General features: G+C 55.4%; 17 protein-coding genes and 1 tRNA gene. 6 read left to right on the forward strand and 12 right to left on the reverse strand.

Annotated elements, in window-relative coordinates; genetic code table 11:
* Nucleotides 1–35: 35 nt before the first annotated feature.
* From BM254_RS00765 to BM254_RS00790, 6 genes are all read left to right on the forward strand, one after another.
* Complete coding sequence (locus BM254_RS00765; protein WP_091997551.1) at nucleotides 36–581, forward strand: YaeQ family protein; 546 nt, start codon at nucleotides 36–38, stop codon at nucleotides 579–581.
* 181 nt (nucleotides 582–762) lie between these two features.
* Nucleotides 763–1,947, forward strand: coding sequence for a thiamine pyrophosphate-dependent dehydrogenase E1 component subunit alpha (locus tag BM254_RS00770; RefSeq protein WP_091997553.1), 1,185 nt, complete (start codon nucleotides 763–765; stop codon nucleotides 1,945–1,947).
* Nucleotide 1,948: 1 nt separating this feature from the next.
* Nucleotides 1,949–2,926, forward strand: coding sequence for an alpha-ketoacid dehydrogenase subunit beta (locus tag BM254_RS00775; protein ID WP_091997555.1), 978 nt, complete (start codon nucleotides 1,949–1,951; stop codon nucleotides 2,924–2,926).
* 26 nt (nucleotides 2,927–2,952) lie between these two features.
* On the forward strand, nucleotides 2,953–4,551 hold the full coding sequence (locus BM254_RS00780) for a dihydrolipoyllysine-residue acetyltransferase (protein ID WP_091997556.1): 1,599 nt from the start codon (nucleotides 2,953–2,955) through the stop codon (nucleotides 4,549–4,551).
* A gap of 9 nt (nucleotides 4,552–4,560) precedes the next feature.
* Entirely contained in the window at nucleotides 4,561–6,405 is a 1,845-nt protein-coding gene (locus BM254_RS00785; RefSeq protein WP_091997558.1) for a protein kinase domain-containing protein, read from the forward strand.
* Nucleotides 6,406–6,610: 205 nt separating this feature from the next.
* Nucleotides 6,611–6,687, forward strand: a tRNA-Arg gene (locus BM254_RS00790).
* 268 nt (nucleotides 6,688–6,955) lie between these two features.
* Here BM254_RS00790 and BM254_RS00795 read toward each other — a convergent pair.
* Genes BM254_RS00795 through BM254_RS00850 form a run of 12 tightly spaced genes read right to left on the reverse strand, consistent with a single transcriptional unit; the run spans nucleotide 6,956 to nucleotide 24,147 of the window.
* Nucleotides 6,956–8,437 carry a protein kinase domain-containing protein gene (locus BM254_RS00795; RefSeq protein WP_245777323.1) on the reverse strand — a complete coding sequence of 494 codons (1,482 nt, stop codon included), beginning with the start codon at nucleotides 8,435–8,437 and terminating at the stop codon, nucleotides 6,956–6,958.
* Complete coding sequence (locus BM254_RS00800) at nucleotides 8,434–9,006, reverse strand: hypothetical protein (protein WP_091997560.1); 573 nt, start codon at nucleotides 9,004–9,006, stop codon at nucleotides 8,434–8,436. Before BM254_RS00800 ends, BM254_RS00795 begins: the two co-directional genes overlap by 4 nt.
* On the reverse strand, nucleotides 8,999–10,684 hold the full coding sequence (locus BM254_RS00805) for an ATP-binding protein (protein ID WP_091997562.1): 1,686 nt from the start codon (nucleotides 10,682–10,684) through the stop codon (nucleotides 8,999–9,001). Before BM254_RS00805 ends, BM254_RS00800 begins: the two co-directional genes overlap by 8 nt.
* A complete protein-coding gene (locus tag BM254_RS00810) occupies nucleotides 10,681–11,823 on the reverse strand; it encodes a hypothetical protein (RefSeq protein WP_091997564.1) in 1,143 nt (380 codons plus the stop codon). Before BM254_RS00810 ends, BM254_RS00805 begins: the two co-directional genes overlap by 4 nt.
* A complete protein-coding gene (locus BM254_RS00815; protein ID WP_139226991.1) occupies nucleotides 11,810–12,652 on the reverse strand; it encodes a hypothetical protein in 843 nt (280 codons plus the stop codon). Before BM254_RS00815 ends, BM254_RS00810 begins: the two co-directional genes overlap by 14 nt.
* Nucleotides 12,649–16,950 (reverse strand): hypothetical protein, encoded by a 4,302-nt coding sequence (locus BM254_RS00820; RefSeq protein ID WP_091997568.1) that lies wholly within the window; start codon nucleotides 16,948–16,950, stop codon nucleotides 12,649–12,651. The genes BM254_RS00815 and BM254_RS00820 overlap by 4 nt, the downstream gene beginning before the upstream one ends.
* A 39-nt stretch (nucleotides 16,951–16,989) precedes the next feature.
* A complete protein-coding gene (locus BM254_RS00825) occupies nucleotides 16,990–18,204 on the reverse strand; it encodes a hypothetical protein (RefSeq protein WP_139226993.1) in 1,215 nt (404 codons plus the stop codon).
* A gap of 14 nt (nucleotides 18,205–18,218) precedes the next feature.
* On the reverse strand, nucleotides 18,219–19,739 hold the full coding sequence (locus BM254_RS00830; protein ID WP_091997572.1) for a restriction endonuclease subunit S domain-containing protein: 1,521 nt from the start codon (nucleotides 19,737–19,739) through the stop codon (nucleotides 18,219–18,221).
* Nucleotides 19,739–21,886: an HsdM family class I SAM-dependent methyltransferase gene (locus BM254_RS00835; protein WP_091997573.1), complete on the reverse strand. Its 2,148-nt coding sequence runs from the start codon at nucleotides 21,884–21,886 to the stop codon at nucleotides 19,739–19,741. Before BM254_RS00835 ends, BM254_RS00830 begins: the two co-directional genes overlap by 1 nt.
* 29 nt (nucleotides 21,887–21,915) lie before the next feature.
* Complete coding sequence (locus tag BM254_RS00840) at nucleotides 21,916–22,230, reverse strand: hypothetical protein (RefSeq protein ID WP_091997575.1); 315 nt, start codon at nucleotides 22,228–22,230, stop codon at nucleotides 21,916–21,918.
* A gap of 13 nt (nucleotides 22,231–22,243) precedes the next feature.
* The gene (locus tag BM254_RS00845; protein ID WP_091997577.1) at nucleotides 22,244–22,651 is read right to left on the reverse strand and encodes a hypothetical protein; all 408 of its coding nucleotides are present in this window, start codon (nucleotides 22,649–22,651) and stop codon (nucleotides 22,244–22,246) included.
* Complete coding sequence (locus BM254_RS00850) at nucleotides 22,648–24,147, reverse strand: restriction endonuclease subunit S domain-containing protein (protein WP_091997578.1); 1,500 nt, start codon at nucleotides 24,145–24,147, stop codon at nucleotides 22,648–22,650. Before BM254_RS00850 ends, BM254_RS00845 begins: the two co-directional genes overlap by 4 nt.
* Between the last annotated feature and the right edge of the window lie 13 nt (nucleotides 24,148–24,160).

Here is a 24,160-nt window from a genome sequence, read left to right on the forward strand (position 1 = left end):
GCAAACAGACATATCGATACCAACGCAGGACGCCCATGGCACTCAAAGCAACCGTCTTCAAGGCCACGCTCAACATCGCCGACATGGACCGACACTACTATGCGGACCACCACCTGACCCTGGCCCGGCATCCCTCGGAGACCGACGAACGGATGATGGTCCGGCTGCTGGCCTTTGTTCTAAATGCCGACGAGCACCTGGAATTCACCCGTGGCCTGAGCACTGACGACGAACCGGAGCTGTGGCAAAAAAGCCTCAGCGACGAGATCGAACTCTGGATTGAACTGGGCCTGCCGGACGAAAGCCGACTGCGAAAGGCCTGCAACCGCGCCAAGAAGGTCGTGCTGTATACCTATGGCGGACGGGCGGCCTCCCTGTGGTGGGAGAAAAATCACAACAAGCTCTCCCGCTTCAATAATCTGACCATCATCGACCTGCCCCAGGAGGGCACCGAGACTCTCGCAGGCCTGGCCGAGCGCACCATGAGCCTGCAGTGCACCATCCAGGACGGCGAGGTGGGCATAGGCAATGAGAGCACCCTGGTCACCCTGACGCCCTCGCGCCTGTATCCCGCCAGCTGATCGTACCGGTTCGTCGAAACCGTTGTTCAGGGACTACCCGATTTCTGCAGTTTACGTTAAGGTAAGCATCAGGCAACTGTGCAAGGTCGCACCAGACCCTGCCGTTTTGTCTACACTTAAATGATCGGCACCCCCACAAGGGGAGCCGTGTTCCTCAGGCCACCACCCCAGGAAGAGGATTATGACAACAACAAAATCCAGAGTTGTTTACACCCCGTCTTTCACCGACGGTGCAGAGTTCCGTATTCCCACCTTCAAGGTCCTGAAGCAGGACGGTTCCCTGTACAAGGGCGCCAAGGCACCGGCGCTGGACAAAGACAAGGCCCTGCGCATCTACCGGACCATGGTCACCACCCGGATTCTCGATGAGCGCATGCTCGCCGCCCAACGCCAGGGACGACTGAGTTTCTACATGCAGTGCACCGGAGAGGAAGCCGCCGTGATTGGCAGTGCCGCGGCCCTCGATGACGCCGACATGATCATGGCGCAATACCGGGAACAGGGCGCCCTGGCCTACCGGGGCTTCACCATCGATGAGTTCATGAATCAGCTGTTCGGCAATGAACTGGACTACGGCAAAGGCCGCCAGATGCCGGTGCATTACGGCTCCAAGAAGCTGAATTACATGACCATCTCATCGCCCCTGGCTACCCAGATCCCCCAGGCCACCGGTTACGCCTACGGCCAGAAACTGGCGGGCGAAGGCCACTGCACCATTACCTACTTCGGCGAAGGCGCCGCCTCGGAAGGGGATTTCCACGCCGCCCTGAACATGGCCGCTGTCCAGCGGGTGCCTGTAATTTTTCTGTGCCGCAACAATGGCTACGCCATCTCCACCCCGGCCGCCGAACAGTTCGCCGCCGACGGTGTGGCGCCCCGAGCCTATGGCTACAAGATGGATGTCATCCGGGTGGATGGCAACGATGTCCTGGCCATGTACGAGGCCACCAAAGCTGCCCGCAGCCTGGCGGTAGAACACAACCGCCCGGTGCTGATCGAGGCCATGAGCTACCGCCTGGCCGCCCACTCCTCTTCGGACGATCCCTCCGGCTATCGCAGCAAGGACGAAGAAGCGGTCTGGCGTGAGAAAGACCCCATCCTGCGCATGCGACTCTGGCTCGAGCGCAAGAAGTGGTGGAGCGAGGACGACGAGAAACAGCTACAGGAAACCATGCGCCGGGAGGTACTGGAGACCATGAAACGGGCCCAGAAGCGCCCGCCACCCCCGCTGGAAACCCTGGTCACCGATGTTTATGACGAAGTGCCGCCAGCCCTGGCCGAGCAGTTCGAGAAGCTGAAGGCCCACATCCGCCGCTATCCGGACGCCTACCCCAAGAGCGCCGAACACGCCAAGGGAGGTGCCTGATATGACCCAGATGAACATGCTTCAGGCCATCAACAACGCCCTCGATACAGCCATGGCTGCCGACGAGCGGGTGCTGTGTTTCGGTGAGGACGTGGGCGTCTTCGGTGGTGTCTTCCGGGCCACCAGCAACCTGCAACAGAAATACGGCAAAGACCGCTGCTTCAACACCCCGCTGGTGGAGCAAGGCATCATCGGCTTTGCCAACGGCCTGGCGGCCCAGGGCTCCGTGCCGGTGGCCGAGATCCAGTTTGCCGACTATATCTTCCCGGCGTTTGACCAGATCGTTAACGAATCCGCCAAGTACCGCTACCGCTCCGGCAACCTGTTCAACGTGGGCGGACTGACCATTCGCGCCCCCTACGGCGGCGGCATTGCCGGCGGGCTTTACCACTCCCAGTCGCCGGAGGCCTACTTCGCGCACACGCCGGGACTGAAAATCGTCGTGCCACGCAACCCCCACCAGGCCAAGGGCCTGCTGCTGGCTGCGATCCACGACCCCAACCCCGTGCTGTTCTTCGAGCCCAAGCGGCTCTACCGCGCCTCCGTCGGCGAAGTGCCGGACGAGGAATACCAACTGCCCCTGGGCGAAGCCGAAGTCCTCAAGGAAGGCACGGACGTGACCGTGCTCGGCTGGGGCGCGCAGATGGAAGTGATCGAACAGGCCGTCGACATGGCGGAGAAGGATGGCATTTCCTGCGAAGTCATCGACCTGCGGACCATTCTGCCCTGGGACGTGGAGACCGTGGCCAACTCGGTGTTCAAGACCGGGCGCCTGGTGGTTACCCATGAAGCGCCACTGACCGGTGGATTCGCCGGCGAAATCGCAGCAACCATCCAGGAACGTTGCTTCCTGTACCTGGAATCCCCGATCGCACGGGTCACCGGGATGGACACCCCCTTCCCGCTGGTGCTGGAAAAAGAGCACCTGCCCAATCACCTGAAGGTCTTCGAGGCCATCAGGTCGAGCGTGGACTTCTAGGTTGATATCAGGACAGGAGAGCAATCATGAGTGATTTTATACTGCCCGATATCGGCGAAGGTATCGTGGAGTGCGAACTGGTCAAATGGCTGGTCGCCGAAGGGGACATTATCGAGGAAGACCAGCCGGTGGCCGAAGTGATGACCGACAAGGCCCTGGTGGAAATCCCGGCGCCGTACAAGGGCAAGGTAACCCGCCTCTATCACAAGGAAGGCGACATCGCGAAAGTCCACGCGCCGCTGTTTGAACTGGTGGAAGTGGATGGCGAGGGCGGACAGGACGAAACGCCTGCCGCAAAGCCGGCGGAAACCGTCAGCGAAGAACCAGCCACACCGGAACCCGCCCCGGCGGCCAAAACCGACGCTGGCGACGTCACCGAGGATTTCATCCTGCCGGACATCGGCGAGGGCATCGTCGAGTGCGAGGTGGTGGAATGGCGTGTGGCCGAAGGCGACGAGATCGAGGAAGACCAGCCTGTGGTCGATGTCATGACCGACAAGGCTATGGTCGAGATCACAGCGCCCAAGGCTGGCCGGGTCACCAAGCTGTACCACCAGCAACAGGAAATGGCCCGGGTGCATGCCCCCCTGTTTGCATTCATCCCCCGAGATCGGGACGAGCCGGCCGAGACCAAGGCTGAGTCAAGACCGGCCCCGGAAAGCGCGCCGGCACCGGCCAAACCGGTCGCCACCGGCAACCGGCCACGGATTCCCGCAAGCCCCGCCGTGCGCCGCCTGGTACGGGAGCATAACCTGGACCTGGCCAACATCGCCGGCTCCGGCAAGGATGGCCGGGTGCTGAAGGCCGACGTGCTGGCCCATCTCGAGCAGCCTGCTCCGTCAGCGCCAAGCAGGCAACCGGCCAGTGAAGCGCCGGCAGCCAAGGCTGACAGCGAGCACCGGAAACCGGGGCGCGAACTGGAGGCACGGGTCGAGCCGATCCGGGGTGTCCGGGCGGCCATGGCCCGCAGCATGGTGGCCTCGGCGACCACGATCCCCCACTTCATTTACAGTGAGGACATCGATGTCACCGATCTGCTCGCCCTGCGGGAACAGCTCAAGCCGGAGGCCGAGGCCCGGGGATCACGCCTGACCCTGATGCCCTTCTTCATGAAGGCCATGGCCCTGGCGATTCAGGAATTCCCGCTGCTCAACAGCCAGCTCAATGACGACGTGACGGAGATCCACTACCAGCCTCACTGCAACATTGGCATGGCCGTGGACAGCAAGGCCGGGCTGATGGTGCCAAACGTGAAGGGTGTGGAAAGCCTGACCCTGCTGGGCGTGGCCGATGAAGTCACCCGCCTGACCGAAGCCGCGCGCTCTGGCCGGGTCAGCCAGGAAGATCTCAAGGGCGGCACCATCACCATATCCAACATTGGCGCCCTGGGCGGCACCTACGCCTCGCCCATCATCAACGCGCCGGAAGTGGCTATCGTCGCCCTGGGCCGGACCCAGAAACTGCCGCGCTTTGATGCCAATGGCAACGTGGTGGAACGGGCGATCCTGACGGTAAGCTGGGCGGGCGACCACCGCATCATCGACGGCGGCACCATCGCGCGCTTCTGCAACCGCTGGAAAGGCTACCTGGAATCGCCGCAATCCATGCTGCTGCATCTGGGCTGACGGGTTGTTATGGAGCAGAAGACCGAACTTCAGCAGTTCTACATACCTGAAGAGCAGTCGATCTATCTGCTCAGCCATGACGATGCCAAGAAGCTCAAGGACTGGGTGGCGCTGTGCGCCGCCCAGCTCCGCCAGCTGGGTTACCGGGACATTGAACTGATCGGCAAGGGCGCCTACGGCTTCGTGTTTGCCGGCCGATTACCGGGCCACGGCCACAGCGGCCCGGAACACGTCTTCAAGTTCACCCGCATCAACCTGCCCCAACACCTGCAGGACCGGCTCGAGGACGAGGCGTTCATTCTCGAGCAGGTCCGCCATCCCCGGGTTCCACGGCTGATTGCCTACCAACGCGCCCGCAACCAGCCGATCCTGGTGATGGAACGGGCCGCAGGCATCAACCTGGAGGAAGTCTCGTTACGGGAAGGCCGCCTGAAACCCAGGCTGGTGATCCGCATCGCCGACCAGCTGGCCGACATCCTGCGCAGCCTGCGCAGCGGCGCCAGCTCGGGTGGGCGCCCCATCGTGCATGGTGACATCAAACCCTCCAACCTGGTCTATGACGCCAGAACCGAGAACATCGCCCTGATCGACTGGGGCTCGTCAGTGTTCGCCCAGCTGGACGCCAACCAGCAGTTCATCACCGCCAATGTCATGGAACTGATGTCCGACAACCTGCAGCAGACCAACGCCCGGCTGGGGGATGTCTATTTCATTGGCGAGGAACAACTCAACGGCGGGCTCTCCTCCCCCCGCTTCGATGAACAGGGCGCAGCCGGCACCCTGTATGCGCTGGCCTCCGGCCAGTCCTGCCGCTTCGGCCACCAGGCGATTCCGGCCAGCTCACTGGGCCTACCCATGGAATTCGCCCGCATGCTCGACGGCATGCTGTCGCCGGACCCGGAGACCCGCCGGAAGGCTGGTGATTACTACCTTAAAGAAATGCCGAGAATGGCGCACACGGTGATGATCGACCTGCCTGAGCGACCGATCTCTCCCATGGTGCCGGTGTGGACCCGTGCCTCCGATCACGAGATCGACACCGTGGTATACAGCTCGCGCAAATCCTTCCTGCGCCAGGAGAACGCCCCGGAAACCCTCAGCGACGTCAACGACGTCCAGCTGGATCGCTACTACAAGAACTTCATGCAGGGCATGGGCGAGACCGAAAAAGCCTTCCTGGCCGCCGTCAGCCGGCTGGGCCGCTACCCGGTGGAAGGCGGCTTGGCCGTGCGCTGGGAAAGCGATGGCGTCTACATCGACACCTCACTGAACCTGCACGATCCCGGCTTGAAGACCGCCTTTATCCAGGCAGTGAACAACATGGTCTGCCTGGCCCAGGCCATCTACCGTCAGGGCATCTTCAAAAGCTGCCTGTTCAATGCACGCAACACCCTGCACGTGGACCGCGACGGCCCGGACCAGCCGTTCCGGATCGATCCCGGCATGCAACTGCGCTACGAAGTCAGTGCAGCACCGGAGGTGGAAGACGAATCCAGGGTACACTCCTACTTCGAGGACGGCCCCGACCCGGAGGAGTTCCTGGTACTGCCGGAGACCATGATCAAGGCCCTGGAGGCCCTGAACGACATCCACCACACCGGCATGATCATCTTCGAGTCCCTGCCCCGGCACCTGAAGATCCACAGCCACTACCGCCTGCTCGACCCGGACCGGGAAGACGAGTTTGCCCGCCTGCTCGACGAGATCCTCTCAGCCGTGGACCAGATCGCCGGACTGGGCGTCTCCGGCTACATGAAAATGCCCTACAAGGACACCCGGTTCTTTCCTCACATCGAGCGCCTGCCCGAACGTTACTACCCCAAAAACCCGAGAACGGAAGTCGGTTCCACCTGAAACCGGGCCGATGCAATCAAGATGGCCGGAGGGCTGGACAGAGCACCCGATCACACGTAAGATTGCGCCTCGAAATTGACGCACACCGTGCCCGATTTCTTCCGCCCGTAGCTCAGCTGGATAGAGCGTTGCCCTCCGGAGGCAAGGGTCAGAGAAAAAATCCGGAACCGAAGGCAACGGTCAAACATGCCAAACTTGTTGAAATCCGCCCGTAGCTCAGCTGGATAGAGCGTCGCCCTCCGGAGGCGAAGGTCTCAGGTTCGAATCCTGACGGGCGGGCCATTAACTTGGCAAATCAATGAGTTAAAAGCCCAATCTTCCTTGTCGGTGTCATCTGCATTTAAGTGCTCGAAAATTCTAAGCACTAATTCCCTGACTTTTGCACGGCCAGCTCAAAAGACCGAATTTTTCTCTATTTTTTCGCCCGTGCCCAAATGGTGCCCTGGCAGTGCCAAGCATTTTATCGCCAATAGATAGCCCCCGATCTATTTGATCGTTGCCCATATTAAACAGATATACACCGGGGCACACACATCGTGAAAGCAACCTTTCACCACTTCCCCAACAGTTCATACTGCTGTCGCTTCTGCTGAAGTTTCCCATCGTCTCGGCACACCCTTAAGGCCGCTCGGAGGTAACCCGCCGCCGCATCGTAATCACGGCCTTGTTCACAAACGAGCACCAACCTCTTCAAGACCAACGGATTCATCGGATAAGCGCGGTTCAGATCCTCCAACTGAACCCTGGCTTGACGATAACGAGCCTGCATCGCTTCAATAGAAGCCTCGCACATACTCAGGTCAAAAGATTGATCACCTAATTTTTTTGCTTTGTCCAAGACCGACTCTGCTTGATCAAGCTTGCGCAGCTTCATCCAAACTTTTACGACCAATTCACGAATATGCCCGCCTGTCGTCCCGCCCAACATAAGGAAGCTTTGGTCTAGCGATGCTACTGACTTTTCGAAATCGAACCAGCGCTCTCCTCGATACAAAGCATTCAGCTCTTGCAAAAGTGCGTTTGGGTCTTTCGAACGGCGAAACTCGCTGTTGGCGAGCGCAGCTGCTTTTTGGTATTCGGTTTGTTCTAAAGCCTCGACGACTTCTGAAGACCAGTCGCGCGATGGAGTTACCACAGATGCCACATGAACGACGTGGGCTTGCCGGCTTTGTTGGGCCGCAGCACGTTCAAATGCTTCTTTCAGCGCACCAACCGAAGTGAACCGATCCGAAGGCTCGCGCTGTAAACATTGCAATATAACGTCTTCTAACGCCGGGCAGATGGTGGAGTTTATCTCGCGCGGCTTTGCAAAGGTTTCGTGCCGTAGCACTTGCGCCTGGGTGTCGTGGGGTAATCGTCCTGTCGTTAGTTGATAAAGCAAGACGCCCAAACTGTAGATATCACCTGCCAGCAGCTGCTCATAACTCCCTTTTCTAGACACGCAGTCACAGAACTCAGGAGCCGAATACAACACGGTCCCACCATTCTCTCTTGTTCTGACATAGATCTCTTCTGGTAACGCCGAGCTACCGAAGTCGGTCAACTTTACGTGGTCACCCTGACCGATGAGGATGTTGTGCGGCTTGATATCCCCATGTGAAACCGGATGCTCCAATGACCCAAGATAGGCCACGGCCTCAAGTACCTGAGCATAGATGTTAAACAACCGGTCGTAGGTGTTACCGAAGTGATGAGAACGCCGTTCAAGCTTCTGCGCCAAGCTTTCACTGGGGAAGTATTCCATCTCAATCGCGTACCACTCTTTCTCCGGTGGCACGCGCCCCATGTCGTAAATCTGGATCACATTGGGATGAGGATCTATCCCAATCAGTTCTTTCCCTTCCGCGAGCGAACGATCCGATGAGGAAATATTCTTCGGAATCTTGACTGCAACCACCTGGCCATCTGAAAGGCGCTGTGACCGGTAAACCCAACCGTGTGTGCCATCGCCCAGGCAATCGAGTAACACATACTTGTTACCAAGCTCCTTGCCGGTCCCTGGTAAAAAGTGAGCGCTGGGAATATTCATCATGACCACCGAAAATTCATGAGTTTTAGACGTAGGAGACCATCAACTCCTGGTTGCAAGACCATACGATGAAGAAGGAGTGAGCCAGATGGCGGTGGCGGGATTCGAAGACCTTTGCTGTTAGATACTCCCTGTCGATATAAATCTTCTAACTCTTGAAAATCAGGTGCTGAGACCAGCCCGGAACTCCAAGCAGAAAGTATCAACAGGTCGGGCTGGTTCTCCCAACGCAGCGAGGCTTCCATCAGGTTAGTGAGCTTTTCAACCAGCTTCGCTTTACCACGACCACTGCCATCGTAACGCTCAAACTCGATCAACACCCGCGGCGCAATCGTTTCCTTGTCATACCAAACCGAGTCCGAGCGGATATTGTCGCCACTAGCCACTGGGGCCGGCCCTTCCGCTACTGCCATGTAGCCCAGCTCGTGACCCAAGGTATTCCAAACACTACAGCCTAAGCTGTGCATAAAGACATCGGAATCTTTGAGCCCATGTTGCACGAGCACGGGGTAGGCAGACTCTATAAAACCACCTTTCAGAGTGGTTTCGATTTGGCTAGGAAGATCACTCACGGAAGCTATCCCAGACCTTCAATACTTCGGGGGACTCGCCACCGTGGACCAATGCTTTTGAGCCTACTTTGACAAGTAGGGGCGCGGGGATCGAACGGCCACACACCAGGGCTTCGCCAGTTGACAAGCTCGGCAACTCATCCAGATCCGCTTTACTCACCATGTCAGATGCCTTGGCAATAAAGCGCTGGTCGTCGGGATTCTTAAGGCGCATGGTAATCAGCGTGTTGCACTGAGAGGTAACATCCGGGTCCAATTTAGATGGCCGCTGGCTGACAATGCCAAAGCCCACACCAAACTTGCGCCCCTCACCCGCAATTTTTTTAATGATTCTGTGGCTAACAGCTTTACCGCCGGCAGGTGCAAAGTTGTGACCTTCCTCGTACACGAGAAAGGATGGGCGGAGCGGATCAGTCTTACTGGATGCAGCACGCAGTATCTCGCTGCTCAGTAACCCGCACACTACTTGTTTTGCCGTATCACTGAGTCCCTGGAGATCAACAACGACCAAACGACCTTTACGATTGTTCGGCCGCCCAATCATTTGGTAAATGTCAGTCGGCTCTTTCATCGTCGCTGAGTAAAAACTCTGTGCTTCGTTCAGAATACGACTCAATTTCATGGATGCTACGGCCGCGCTGCGCCCGTTAAGAGCCTTAGCTTCGGCCTCGGAAAGGTCATCCCACTCACGAATTTCCTCAATTCCGTCACCAAGAAAGTAACGGAGGCGATTAATGTCGCGGGGTTCCGAACGATCATTGTGCCGCCAATAACGAATGGCCACATCCAGCACTCGCTGCTGCGGCTCGGTTAATCCTGGCAAAATTTCAGAGATATCATCCATCTCGAATCGATCAAACTGTAGAGCCAGCTGTTTGTTCTTACCCGCGTACTTGTGTTTGAAAGATTCATGCTGCGGAGAATAAATCTGAATACCCGCATCGGCTGCCTGAAGACGCTCAATCATCGACTGGATTTGCGGCAGCACCTTTTGGTCGCGCACATCTTCCACGTCTTCAAGATCGGGACTGAAATGCAACTTGCCCTTGGCCATCGCCCGGCCGTATTCTCCGTGCGGATCAAACACGACAACAGTGCCGTTGTTGATAGCAACCAATCGCTCAATAATCCGGCCAACGGTATAAGACTTGCCTGAGCCCGTCATTGCCAGAATGGCCATGTGCTCGGTCACTAACTTATTCACGTCCAAAAACACCGGTACCGTGTTTTCGCCTCGTTCATAACCGATCAAATTCCCCAAGTGCAAACTGGTATGCTCGTTAAACTCATAAAAATCTGCCAAGAACTGGAAATCTACGGTTTCAACCGGCGCACCGGGATCCAGCGGACGACGGGGAACTTTGATCTGCCGAGAAATGGGGTCTCGGTAACCTACCAGCTCCAAATTCGCAAAGAGGTTTTCGCCCGTTACATTAGCTCCTGGAAGTAACTCAAGTTCGGTGACACTATCGCCAAATCCTGAGTTGAACAGCATGTTGGAGCGATGAATTTTCATTACTCGACCTAACACCGGAACCGAAGGTTCATCCTGACCTTCGCGATGCATAATGCGCACAAATTCGCCGCGGCGAACCGAAAACGAATCCTCCACAACCATTGTTAGTTGGTTCGCGTCCCCAGTATTACCGACTAGTTTCCCTAATACCTTGTGCTTCATTGCTCATTTTCCTCAAATAGTCCGGACAGCCAGGTTTCTTCGACGTGGTTTTCTTTCATCGCGTTACTCAGCCCCTGGCGATAATAAGCGGTAAATTGCTCCAGCATTTTCAGCTGCTGATGCCCCAACAATTGCGGTAACGGGGTGCTCTTTCGCTGCCCCTGCATATCCAGCACCATCAGCTTCCAAGCCACTTCGTCAAGCGTTTCCGTGTTCCAATCGGACTCTTCTCCAGCCAATTGGGCCATCTGGATTTCACTACTTCGCCCTCCTCGGAAATGAAAACCCACCACGCCAAATTCGACCGGCTCGGTGGGCTCCATTCGGGCCCTGTTCTCAGTCATACGGAACGCCATGGTGCGAGTGAATGCGCCCAAGATACCCTTAATGAAACGATAATCTCCCACTCCACTTAGACGGCTTTCCAAATCAACTAAGCGGTTGGCTTGGGCTTGATTGAAACCATCGGTGAGAAGGAGGTGCTTCCTGCCTTCCTCCGTTTTCAAGTCTTGGCGGGCGATACTGACGATGGCGCTAAAGCGCTGAGAAAGGATACTGACCAGTACTGCTCCCTGTGGATTCCAGGGAAAAAGTTGCTCTCGGTAGTTTTCCCAAAATGAAGATATTGCAGTGCGAGTTTTCTCGTATTCCTGCCAGTGCTTCACGTTACGCTTGAGGGGAATCATTTCTCGGGCGATAAACAGTGGTGTATCCAGCAGTATGAGCTGCGAAGCTTCGGCATTCTTTAGTTGCCGCTCCACTAAGGCATAGGCTTGGCGCATCTCTACCAGATCCAGCCGCTTACGCTGCGCCTCAAAGTCAATATCATCAAGCTCAGCAACTGAATCGCTACCGCGAGTACTGATCCGGTTCGAGTCAATCAGCATGTCGGTCCTCACTGCGGCTGAGGCGTAGATAAATCCACCCAAGGCCCGCTTGATACAGGAGTGCGTGGCAACCCCCGACACAGTTAGATCGACTGTGGCAGGGCGCTGTACAGCTTTCACCAATCCTGCATCACGAAATATCGGCGCTACCGATTCAATGTCACGGATCTGTTTCAGCAAGCGTCCGGCGCTACCAGGCAACCGAATCTGACTTTCAATGGCCAGAGACTGCGCAAGGCTACTTTCTCTCATAAGGGGCCTCCTCCTTCAGACGCTCCGCATAGTGCCCATAAGGCGATTCGTACAAGACCTCATGCCCGAGCTCGGTCAGGCCCCTATGATCAATAAGACCCGCCTCTCGCAAGCGAGCGAAGCCCTCGACGAGGTCAGCCTCAGGTATTGTGAAAAGCGAAGGTGCCCCGTTAGACAATGCCTGGGAAACCTCTTCGACAGTATGGATATCCCAAGCCTGCATACAGACCAATAGGGTGTAGTCGGTAGGTTTTAATTCTGCACTGGAGGCTTGAGGCTCTGCCGAACTGTCAACTACCGCGTTACCTGCCAAGGACAACAAACTCTCTAGCCAAGCCACAGTATCTTGGGCGTTGTCGAGTAGCGATATAGACCACAAAGGCAAGCAAGTCGCCGCGAAAATGCCGGTGCCTTGGTGCTTTTTGACGTAACGGGTGTTGACCGAATAATCCCGCCATTGATGCCCCGAAGCACGGTCAAATTCACCGTCACTTCCAACGAGGTTCTGATTTGTCTCGTTACTCAGAATTTGCGGTACGATGCCATCGGTAGTACTCGCCACTTCGGTCCGTAAGGTGATCTGCCAATCCACTTGATCAAATACCGCACCTAATTGAAACGGTGGGAGCAACAACAGCGCACGACCTGGCTGAGACGCCCATTGCCAGCGGGTTTCTTGTTCTGACGCACTCAACCCTTGAAAACCTTTCCCGTGCATCATCACCAAGCCACTGCCCGGTAGTTCATCCATTGGCTCAGCACCTAACTGGGAGACAAAAAAGCGTCCGTGGCGATGAGCGGCCAGACTCGGGTCTAAATACAGGTTCACGCTTTACCTCCAAAGGTGATCTGGACCCGAAGAATGCCCTTATCCACCAGTTCTGCCTGCTCTCGTGAACTCAGTTGTGGCTGCCGTTCATCGATGAGTGATTGAGCAACCTCACACCACCGCGAGAAGGAAATACCCGTCCCCTGAAGTAACGATTCAGCGCGGCTTTGCCACCCCTGATTTCGCAGATCAGACTCAACTGCCAGGTCATGTAGTGAATAGCCTTCGATATCCTTTTCCGTAACCGGCTCAATTGGCGCCTCCCCAAATGCTGACAACAGAGGGTTAATCAGGGGCCGCAACTCAGTGTTGAGCTTTTGAAGTTGTTCAGTCCGGTAGCGAGCGATGACGTTCTCATAATCGCCTCGCAGTTTCCCTCCCAGTACACCAAGTTGTTGCTGAGTAGCTTTAAGTAGCTGATCGGGAGCATCCTTGATGGCAGAAAATTGGCCGCGATGAGTTTGGTCAACAAAGTGGGCGCGAAGCGCATCCACTTGTTCATCCATGTCATCAAAACTGTCCTGCACCAGCGCAAGCTGGTTCTGAAGCTTCAACAGGCCCTCAGGATGGTCCGGTTTTGGATAATCATTGGGAAGATCGCTTCCCAGTGTGTCTAGCGCTCGGCGAATACGCGAATCGATATCCTTTACCGATTCCAGTGCCTTCTGGTACCGATCAACAAAATCGCGATAAGTCTGAAAAATGTAACCATTGATCTCATCCGGCGATTTAACCGCACCGCTGTGTATGTCATATCCGACCTCCTGAGCTAATCGTTCCATTCGCTCGGAGGCTTTATCCAGCTTCAGCTTTCGCAGGTAGTGCAGCAGGGTATCGGAGCTTCCCGTTGCCTCCTTCTTCTGGGTACCAGTCGCACTGCTTCCATCCAGTGCACCCTTGAGAATATTGGAGATCGTCTGCAGCGACAGCGTGAACAGTCGTCGAGGGAAAGGTGGCGCTGAGCGTGGATCCGATTCAATTTCTCGCAGCAGAAAATCCACGCGCTGGCGAATCGTGTCTGCCCAAGTTTGTACCTGTTCGGCAAATAAACGGGCCCGTTCGATCCTCACATACAAAGGGGTATGCGGATCTTCCAAGTTAATGTTTCGGGTATTGTCGAGCGTGACCGTCGGCAAAGGGTGCGGATACACGTTACCCAATTCGCGCAAGATCAGCGACCGCCGCCTCAAGATGGTTGGCAACTCAGCAACACACTCATCAAGCGAGCCACCAAGAGTTTCTTCTTGCAGCTTGAGCGTGTCGAACGTATCCCTTGCCCGCTTGAGCGCATCAAGTGCTTCGGTTGTTTCCGTGCCTTGTGGCGCTTTGCCTGCGGGTGAAAAGAGCTCAGCAATACGACCCTGCCCAAAAACCAGAGCCAGTTGCTTTACGACCTCTGGATACGAATCATCAGTCGTGCCTGTCAGCCAGTTTTCCGCCTCATCGATAGAATTCTGCAATTCTGAGCGAGGCACTGGCACAAAACGAGGTTTGGTCGCGGCACCGTCCTCAATTTTCAGCAAATGGAGCTGGCTACACCACCACATCCAGTCATCGAAAACGTTTTTTTCCCCTAGACCATTGGCGGCCCACAGGTATCCCCAATACCAACGCTGCTTTGCTCTTTCCAGAGTCCACTTCTCGCCTTGCTTGGGGTTGGCAATAGCCGCAAGGAAGGGGGGCATTCCTGCCTGAGCATCGGCCGGCTGATCCAGATCACGGAACAATCCTGCGTGCTCATTGCGACCATAACCTTGCGCAGCCACTTTATTACTCACCGTCAACCGACCAAAGAGGCTGCTCACATCTTCAGCATCCACGCCATACTCCGGCGTCAGTCCGTGGAGGCCACCCAGTTTGGGATGATCGACTGCCAACAACTTCCAAACACGGAAGAGGAGCTGGCGATCATCGTTACCGATTTTTGCCGTTGGCCGCAAAGGCCAGGCAATCAATCCTCGCTTGTTCAATCGCGAACGCCACTGATGAATTCTCTGATAGGCAAAGTCACGAATGCTGTTAAGGCGTGCCTTGAACTTAGTGGTGAACACCTCCTCCTTAAGAATCAGGCCACCAGCATAGCTCTGCTGAATACCGATGCGTTCCAGCACATCTACTTCACTGGTGTTGAGGAGATACAGAAGAACGTCATCTTTGAGCTGCTCGGTCTCATCATCATCCTGACTGACGTACCAATCATTCACGGCGACCGAGCTGGTGAAAGCCATCACCGGAATACGCCCTTCCGCTTCACGTCGCTGAGCCACCAGCGTGTGCAACTTGAGCAAGTCATTTTTATTGTTTACCCAGGCGAACCATGCCTGGCCCTTGGGATGGAGCTTCAACCCGTCACAGAACTGCAAGCCTCCCACGTTTCCACGACCGCCGCCGCGGGGCGCCATCTGAATCGCCAACTTCTCTTTATTGGGGTAAAGAGGCTCGTTGTACTGCCACTGACGATCCAGCAAGCGGAACAGGCCTATCAACCGTGACTGAGCGCGTTCAAGTGGATTCTTGCTCCATGCGGCCCCGGCCTCTTTCATCGCCTTTTCGTGCTGAGCGGCAAAATCCGGATCACGGAAAATCATCGAGTTGTGTTGTTGGCTGCGATATCGCAGATCCAACCTCAGCAGCATCGCAACACTGGGACCAATGTGCGTGCCCTGGTCATCCTCCAGTTTGTGCTCTTCGCCGATAAACCGTGACCATAAGGCATCAGCGGCGAATTCAGCGGCAGGGTGATTGTAGAGCAAGGTCACCAGCTGCCGGAATTCGCTCCGTTGCAGCGGGATCAATAAACCATCGGCCGGCAGGTCGGTTTCAGCGACCGCAAAGGTTTTTAGGTTCTGCAATAGCGCTTTGAGGTTCAGCCCCTGCTCGACACTGGGATAAAACCACTCATCCTTGTCGCGGTGGAATTTCGCAGCCACCAGGGCCTGGCGACAATCCAGCTCTGGCCACTCAACCCGGCGATATAAACTGACAATGCTGTCGTCGTACTCGTTGCGTAGAGGCAGAAGTTCACTTGTGCGAGGGTCAGCCCCTTTGAGAGGCACCGGCAGCTGACCAAATAGCAGATTGCGGGCCAAGGTTCTCAGGCCATGATCTGAAGTCTGAATACCCTCTATTGCGTTGGCATCCAAAACGTATTTCGCCACACGCCCTGAAGCATCTATCACGGCGTCGAACAGTTCACCAACCGCCGGCGGAGCTTTCCCTGACTGAGCGTAACTTTCTAAAACTGAATCGACATTGGCCATAATTACGTTAAACCAACCGAAGTTGGCACCGCTCATGGCATAGGCCGCCTCCACCAATCCCGGGGGGTAGTCAAAGCGCAAGCGGCTGTCGTCGCGCAGTTGAGACACGTAGTCGGACACATCCGCGAAAGCGTTGTGCTCCAACTCCACTAACTCAAAGCGACGGGCCGTAGACTGAATTTCCCGAAGCTGCTGACCAAGCAATGGAGAACAAAGAGCCACATAGCGTAACCAAGGTAGTTTTCGGCGAGGGTCCTCTTCTTTGATAGCCTTACCGATCAAACGGATCGCCTGGCCATCAAGTTGCGAAGCCTCATCACGCTCTAAGCCGAAAGTTGCTGCCTCGGCCACGGTTTCCAGTTCGTCCAGCACGACCAACACGTACTTAATGCCGAACTGGCTCAAATAGTCATAGGCGTGCTGCACCAGGTTGGTCACCAACGTGTCGTGGTAGTAAAGATCCTCATCCGTGTGGCCCTCGTTCAACTCAAGCGCGGCAGCGAGTTGCTCATGGTCGAACCCCAGCGGTTCCAATCGCTTAAGGGATTGCCTTGCAATCTCACTTTGGATGGAGTGATCAAAGGCTTTGGTCGCCAAGGGCATCAGCGCTTTATAGAGCCCGTAACCAAACCAGTTGTCGGAGTTCTGGTAATCCGAAGCCACCTGCGAGTAACGGATATAGAGGCTCAGGTATTCGTCACGTTTAACCTCGTCGTCAAACAATTTGGCCTGCACCAGGCCACCCTGCTTATCGCGAACATACCAGCCTTTAGAACAGTCATTAATTTGCGCCACTAGCTCATGGCCGAGGCGGGATTTACCCTTACCCCATTCGCCCTCTACGGCGAATACATGAGCAAAGTTGTCTTCCGCGTGGTCGACGGTTTTGATGAAGGTTCGGTAGCGATTGAAGAACGTGCTCTGTCCCACCAGGGGGTCCCGGGGCGGATAGTCCGAAACACCGGTAGCTGCCCAACGATGCTCCTTGAGTGCTTTCGTGGCATAAGCGGCCATGTTGGCCTCTTTCACTTCGTTCATCTTCGTTTCACTCCAAATTCAGCATGGTTGGCAGCGGTCTCAGGCAACACTGGCGTTACGGGCGGAGGCATGTGTTCTGCCCAACGAACGACGGTCACTACGCCATTGCTTTGCCTGACTCCGAATGGCCTGACGCAAAGATCGAGCATAGCGGTGAAAGCTAGGCTGCCCCTTTCGGCCGAAGCAGGCATCAGAAAAATCGGGGTGGATCTGGTAATAACCTTGCTCACCCGAGAGGCCCTCGACGTAACGCCAGACCTTCAGGTGGAGCAGCTGACCAATGACTTGAGCCAATCCGGCGTTAAACTCGATTTCGGTAACACCGGCGGGGAAAATGTCCATATTGAGACTACTGAGGATCTTCCCTATAAACTCCCCCAGATGGCCACACAACAACTCGTCACCCTCATCACCGGCCACCAGCACCTGCACCTCAGAAGGGTTTTGCGGCGACTGCCCAGGCGGAAGTTCCAGTAACAGGCCACCCGAGCTCTCCACCTGCCAAACATTCTGTTCGTACAGGATCAGCGCCAGAAGGTAAGCCCAGGGATTGGCTAGCACCCACTCCAAGACCAATAGGCTCTGGTTTTTATCGCCAAGATGGTGGAGTTTGGTTGGCAATGGCCGCGAGCCCTCACCGCTCAGTACATATTGAAACTCGATAGCCTTATGGCCCGGGCGCTGGATTAACCGGCCTTTGCACCAATTGATATCTGGCCGAGAACCATCTTCTTTCACCTTATCGATCGCCGCCAAAGGTTGCTCCTGCCATTGGCGCATCCGGCTAGCAGCGGCCAGAATCCGGGTAAGACTTGGCGAAACCTGATTCTGCTCGGCGCTGGCACCCAGCAACTGGCGCTCAAGTGAAACGAACGGCGTCGGTTGAATGGTTGCTGTCTTCTGTTGCTCCAGGCGCGCCGCTACCCAAGCTGCAGCGCCGTCCAATTGACTGACCAACCGAATCAGCACCTGTGGGTCCGCCAGGGTACCCGCCTCTCGGCAGCGCGCAGCCATAATGGTGCACCATGCGTCACACAAGGCCTCATCGGTCGCAAGCAATGCCGCTACCAGCTCTGAATCGCTATTAAGCTGCGCCCGAGCCAATAATAGGCGCTGGCTAATCACCCAGTTGTTTCCGTTTGCACAAGGATGAGCAAGCCCTGGCAGCATCCGATTCAATGCCTCACTGCCTGCTGGACATGAGCCTCTTTCCAACAATTGTCTTAGAGGTTTAATCGCGATATCCAGCGGCATCTCAACGCTCCTTGTTATTCATCCGTTGATTGGCTTTGGGTCAATAGGTCGTAAAACTGGTCCAGATCGTGGAAGAGCGGCTCTCCACCATTGTCTATGCCTTTGTTGGTCAAGCGTGCCAATATGTCTCTGTCGAAGCCCTTTTCATCAACTTCCAAGGCTTTTTGGGCATCGATGAGGTGCTGCTCGGTTACCATTCCATCTATAAGCGCCTCCACCAGGAACTTGGCGGCTTGCACACAGGCCGTCGCGGTGAAATAAGCCTGCTGCGCCCGTTGGAGTTTCTCACCTAGTTCTTCTTGATTTTTCAGTATTGGCACGACCAAGTTGAGGACATCATGCCTATCAATGCGCGGGTGGGTTCCGCCAGTCGCCACTGGCCGAAGCTGTTTCAAAGCAAGCTCGGATTTCAGCAAACCGTAGAGGTACCAACCCGAGATATCGCCTTTCGGTTGAATACACATCAATTCCGTCGATCCGACGGAACCAGCAAGGAAGGCAGGGATATATGAGACTTTATTTAGGTACGGACGAAGCTTAGCAATAACAGGCCCTTCCAGAAGTAACCGAGAGCTTCCTGACACCTCCGCTTCGCCGACAGAGGTCGGTGATAGTTGACAAGAACCGGAGCTTATCGCGTCCAACCCTACATATACACTGTCCGAATCATAATCAGTTGTCGTTTGCCCCGAGACGTCTGCGATATCACCAAAAAGCACACCACCCAGGGCACTGACATACTTTTGTACGCGTAACCGCTCCTCATCAAAAGCGCCAGGATTGAGCGTATAGGTGATATCCACTTTCTTTGCAACGCTGTATTTACGGCCTGTTCGACGATCCTCAAAAGCTTCGCCGAACTCCGATTTCAAAGCGTTTGAGAATTCTAGTTCCAGGCTTTTCGCCCAAGCCCTCAGCTGCTCAGCCTGACGAACTTTATCGCCAATGTATTTTTGCACCAGTGGATCAGGCTGATAGAGGGCGATCTGCTTGATGTGCTCGTTTGACAAGTTAAGCTGACCCGTAGATCCGGATATACCTGCCTCTAAAAGTCGCTCACCCCAATAGCTCCTCAGAAATGCTCCAACGTAGAAAGCATCAGCTTTACTAGCTCTCACAATAAAAAGATGGTCGTTGATATAAACATCACTATCACCTGTAAAGATGGACGCACGCCCGATAGTTCCAGAACCCGAGCGCGTGATTACCACATCTCCATACTCAAGCTTCTGTCTACGAACTTCGCTCTCCGTTTTGGCGTCAATCATGTTGCAATCAGCTAGTTCAACAATTAGGCCCCGGGTGTTTTTAGGTTTGATGCAAGCTAAGCCTTCAGTCTCAACGTACCTGGGGGATTTACCCTGCCTGATTGGTGTTTCACAAACAGATTGCAAACCCACATGATTTAACGATTGGACTCTATTCCTTGCCTCTGTAACTTCTGGGCGATAGGTTTGGGCAGTCAAGAAGTCTTCGAGCTCAGCGGTCGAAATGCGGTTGATATGGAATGTTTCGCGTAAAGTATCAACAGACATTAATCACCCCGCTTATAGGCCCCAACGATCTTATCCAGATCGTTAGGCACACCGGCCGAATAATCTTCAACGTTATTCTTAACGACATACCCCAGTGTCTCAGCCACAGCCATAAACACATCGGTCTGGGGTTCGGGCAGGAATTGCTCCGGGTTATCGTCGCGAGCGTGTCGCTTTTGGAGGTAAAGAATAGATGTTTTAGCTCCCGTTCCAGAAAGCTTAAAGGTATCGGCGGGCAGCGAAATCACTGCTTTAACAATCGCCTTACCTCCAACAAACTCGCCGGTTTTTTCGTCCTTCTTGCCCATAATATATTCGCGCACATAGCGGTCGCCGGAGTTACAGAGAATGCCGTCAGGCAACACGATCAGCAGCCGCCCTCCCGGTTTCAGCAACTGCAAGCAGCGGTCAATAAACAGCACAGCAGGGTCGATGGAGCCTCCCTTGACCTGTTGCCACTCGCCTTTTTTGTTGGGCTTGCTGCCCAACGCCAGGCCGGAGGTGGTTGGATAAAGCTCGTACTTGGGCTTTTTGCCTGTAGAGACATTGCGGAGATCAGTCCGATAGCCTGCCCAGATTGGCTCTCCATTCTCGTCGGTATGGAGATCACCAATGTCTTCCCACACCATTTTGGTGTGGTCGTAATACGCGTTGTAGGACTCCGCTTTAAGCTCCGCATCTCGGAAACCGCCCAAAGTCTGCTCCATCATCTTTTCGTAATGGGCTTTGGACTCCTTGCCCCGCTTATCCGATTTAAACTTGGGGGTTCCAAAGGGCGGGTTGGTGCAAATCAGGTTCATGCTGTTGGGCTTGAGTGCACGGGTGGTGAGCGAGTTATCGGTGTAGAAGATCTTCGCCTTTGGCGCGCCCTGAAGAGCCATATTGACCCGCGCCAGCATCACCATGCGAGGGGCTGAATCAGCCCCAACAAAGGCCTCATCACGCATCTTTTGCTTCAGCGCTTGGCGGTCGGGATCAGCAAGGCCGCCCATGTTATCGATGACTGTGTCCAGGCGACTCAAGGCAACGGAGCCAAAGCCAAAGGAACCGCAAGTAGGGTCGGCAAAGCGGAACTCACCAGCCACCAATTCTTCCACTGTTTTCTGATCTTTCTGAATGTCGTGGAAAGCAATCTCCAGCATCGCCTGCTTAACCGGATTAGGCGTCAGGTAGACACCCAAGCCACCCTTGGATTCGAAGTTGGCGCGCAGGAAAACATCGAAAACCCGCCCCAGCACATCGCCAGCAACATCGGCCAGCGTACCTCGGTCATCGAACACTTTGCCTTTAACCTTTTTGCCTTCGTTGGTTTTGACTGGGCCCAAATCCTGGATGGCCTCAAGCAAGAAGGCGTAGTTTTCAGGACGTTCCAAAAGCAGGTGGGTTTTCGCGTCAAAAATGGGGTTCTCGGAGCCGTCGTCGGTTACGACCCGATAGTCGGGGTGGCCTTTAAAGTGATCGAAAGCGGCCTGAATCTGAGCCACAGCGACCGCACCTTTATCCGCCACATAGTTGTAATCGAAAACGTCGCGGAAGGTCAGCTGTTGTCCGTCATAAGGAAAAGCAATATCAGGCTCATGGTGAACCCGGAAACTCTCCAGGAACAGAATCTTGGCCACTTCGACGATGATGTCGTTTTTATCGGAGACGCGATCCTTGACGGTTTGGTACACCTGCTCATGGAAAGCATCCAGCTTGTGCATCAGCCGGGTGTAGATTTGCATCGACCAACGAAGGGTGGAGTCTTTGTTCAGACGCTCATAATCCCGAATGATGTTGATGCTCGGCACTTCATCCACAGAGTGTGTGCCGTCTGTGCCATCAAGCCCAAACAGCGCATAGCACCGGCTGTTGCTGGGGTCACTCAGCTCTGTGAATACCGGCCATTCGTCACCCGCTATCGAGGCCAGCAGCTCGTAAGCTAATTCATCCAGTCGAGCCTCGTTGAAATACTCACCATGCCCCTCCTCCATGGCGATCAGAAGAATCCGTGGCGTCAGATTCCCTTCCACCTCTCCCCAGACCAGGCCAGCTGTCAGGAAGTCATGATCACTCTCAAGGGCTTCAAATTTGGTGAACCCCCTACTACGGTAATTTTCACGCAACGCAGCGAAGCGCGTATTCAAATCATCGGTGTTGTCGGCCATCGGTGTTAAATTCCTTGTGAATCAGAGTCTTATTCGGAAAGCGATTGGGATTCTAACGCCACCAGAAAAGGCTGGAGGGCTCTGATGTCTGCCGCATCAATCGCGCCGCCTTGCTTGTACTGCTCCACCTTGCGCTTAGCTTCGCTTGTCGACACGACCAGAGGACCTGCCCGGCGCCCTTGGAACGCGAAATAGCAGTGAAACCCTTCCGGGCATCGCTCAACAGTGATTTCGGGAAAACCGTTAAAACCAAAATGATTAGTCTTCTGGTCTTCCAGCACTAACGCAGCCAGATACCCGGCCAGATCGCTGTAGGAAAAACCAAATTCGGTGTAGCTGCTCATGCACTCTCCTTTTTCAATCGAGCTTAACCATCGGCCCAATCATTTTGAGGCGTGGGTGATCATCAATAGCGGCCTTCAACATAGGGTCGGTGGCGAGCAGGCCTGCTGGCAGTCGATTTTTTAATTGCGCCAATGGCAGCGGCTTGCCGTTGCTCTGGACAATTTTGGCAATCTCCTCTGAAAGGCTCGGTGCGCCCCTTGCGCCTGAGCTTTCCCGCCCAAAGCGTTCAACTCCATCGCGATCAGTTGTCCTTGCAAGTCCTGGCTGGCAGTAGAGCCAGAGTTTTAGCTGAGACTGCTCCCATCCCAAGTCCTGCCAAAGCATGGGTCGAGCTTGCCAGAGCTCGTCCAACGTCTGCGGCTCGTCGCCTAAATGTTTTAGCAGTTGGGCTAATGCCGCCTGGTTCACTGCGTCGTTCATTCATCGTCCTCTTGCGGGGTATCGCCCTGAGGGTGGTCGGTCAGCTCGGGGTGCACCTGACGAAACACGCGCTGCATTGCGCAACGAATTGTTACCAACTCACGCCGGGCTTCCAATCTTTGCTGGTGGATTTCAGTAAGATGGTGGTGCCACTTGAGGGCAATAGCGTTTTCGATTGGCGGCACCACAATCTGTTTGAACTGGTCTGGGTGAGCGAAACGCTGCACAGTGCCTGTCGCCAAGCGCGCAATTTGCTGCCGAACAAGTGCCGTCTCAAGGAGCAGCGCATAGGCGCCTGGCGTACGGTAAAAATTCAACACCGCGAGCTGTTCGCTCGCGAAAGTGGTAACCGGGAGAGCCTCGGTGAACATGCCAACTTTGGGCTCTTGCACGAAGCTGGAGACCAGCACTGCCTGAGGGCTTAACGGTCGCTTGTGGTAACGCCAACGACTCGCCTGAGAGGTCGAGTTGGCCAGCTGTATATCCAGCTGCCCCCCAATGTCTCCAATTTTGACAATCGAACGCACAGGTTCTTTAGCGATCAGTCCTTCGGGATTGACCTCGGCCAAGCGAGACAAGGGAACGCACCGATAATCCTCGACCAACTCACGAAACAAGCGATTCTGTTCAGCTGCCGCATAGCTCAAGACGGTACCAAGATCTCTTGCGTCGAAGTACTGCGCCTGCAGTTCATTGGTGGGCTCCATCAGCGGCCTTTCCGGTACTCTATCCGAAACCCAACGCGACACATCCTCACGCAACTGCTGCAGGCGATCATCAGCCTGAATCAATCGCTCGTATTGTTGCCAGAACTGGTCGGCGAGTTTGTCAAAAGAGGTTGGCCGAGGCGCGAGCGGCATCGACGATAGCTGCTTAAGCCCCAGACGAACCATAGAACCGATAGCTCCGGGCTGTTCAAAGTAAGAGCGGTAGATTGGCTGGTTTAAACAAAGCGCCACCCAAACCGCCTGGCGATTTGGGAGCCCACGCAGTACCGCAATATTGGCATCAACAGGATGACGCCGATGATAAGAGGAGACCAGTGCAGCGCTGATATGGCCGACCCGACGCACTACCACGTCACCCGGCTCGATGCAGGCATTTAATCCACTTATCGATGGCTGCTCCATCCGCACTGAGTCGACTTCCAACTCCATTTCGCCCACATGACGCATGCGATAGTAACGCTCGTTGTTTATAGCCTCACGGTACTGTCGCGCGCGCTGATGATCAGCCGGGGAAGCCGAAAGCTCCTGATACTCACCGGTAACGGGATCGCGTTGACTCGGGTTGCGCAGCTCGACTTCTTTCAGATACCAGTCGGACTCAGGCCGGTCACTGAAGCGCCAGCCATCCAGCAAGCGCGCCCCAATGCTTGCCACGCTCGGCCACGCAGCACCCACCCGACGCAATAAAGCCGCTGGCGACAGGTGATATACCGGTCGCCAGTCATCAGCAGTTGTCAGCTGCCATGCAGGGATGGATTGAATGAGCAAGGCCAGATCCTCG

Source organism: Marinobacter pelagius (assembly GCF_900114925.1).
GTDB lineage: Bacteria > Pseudomonadota > Gammaproteobacteria > Pseudomonadales > Oleiphilaceae > Marinobacter > Marinobacter pelagius.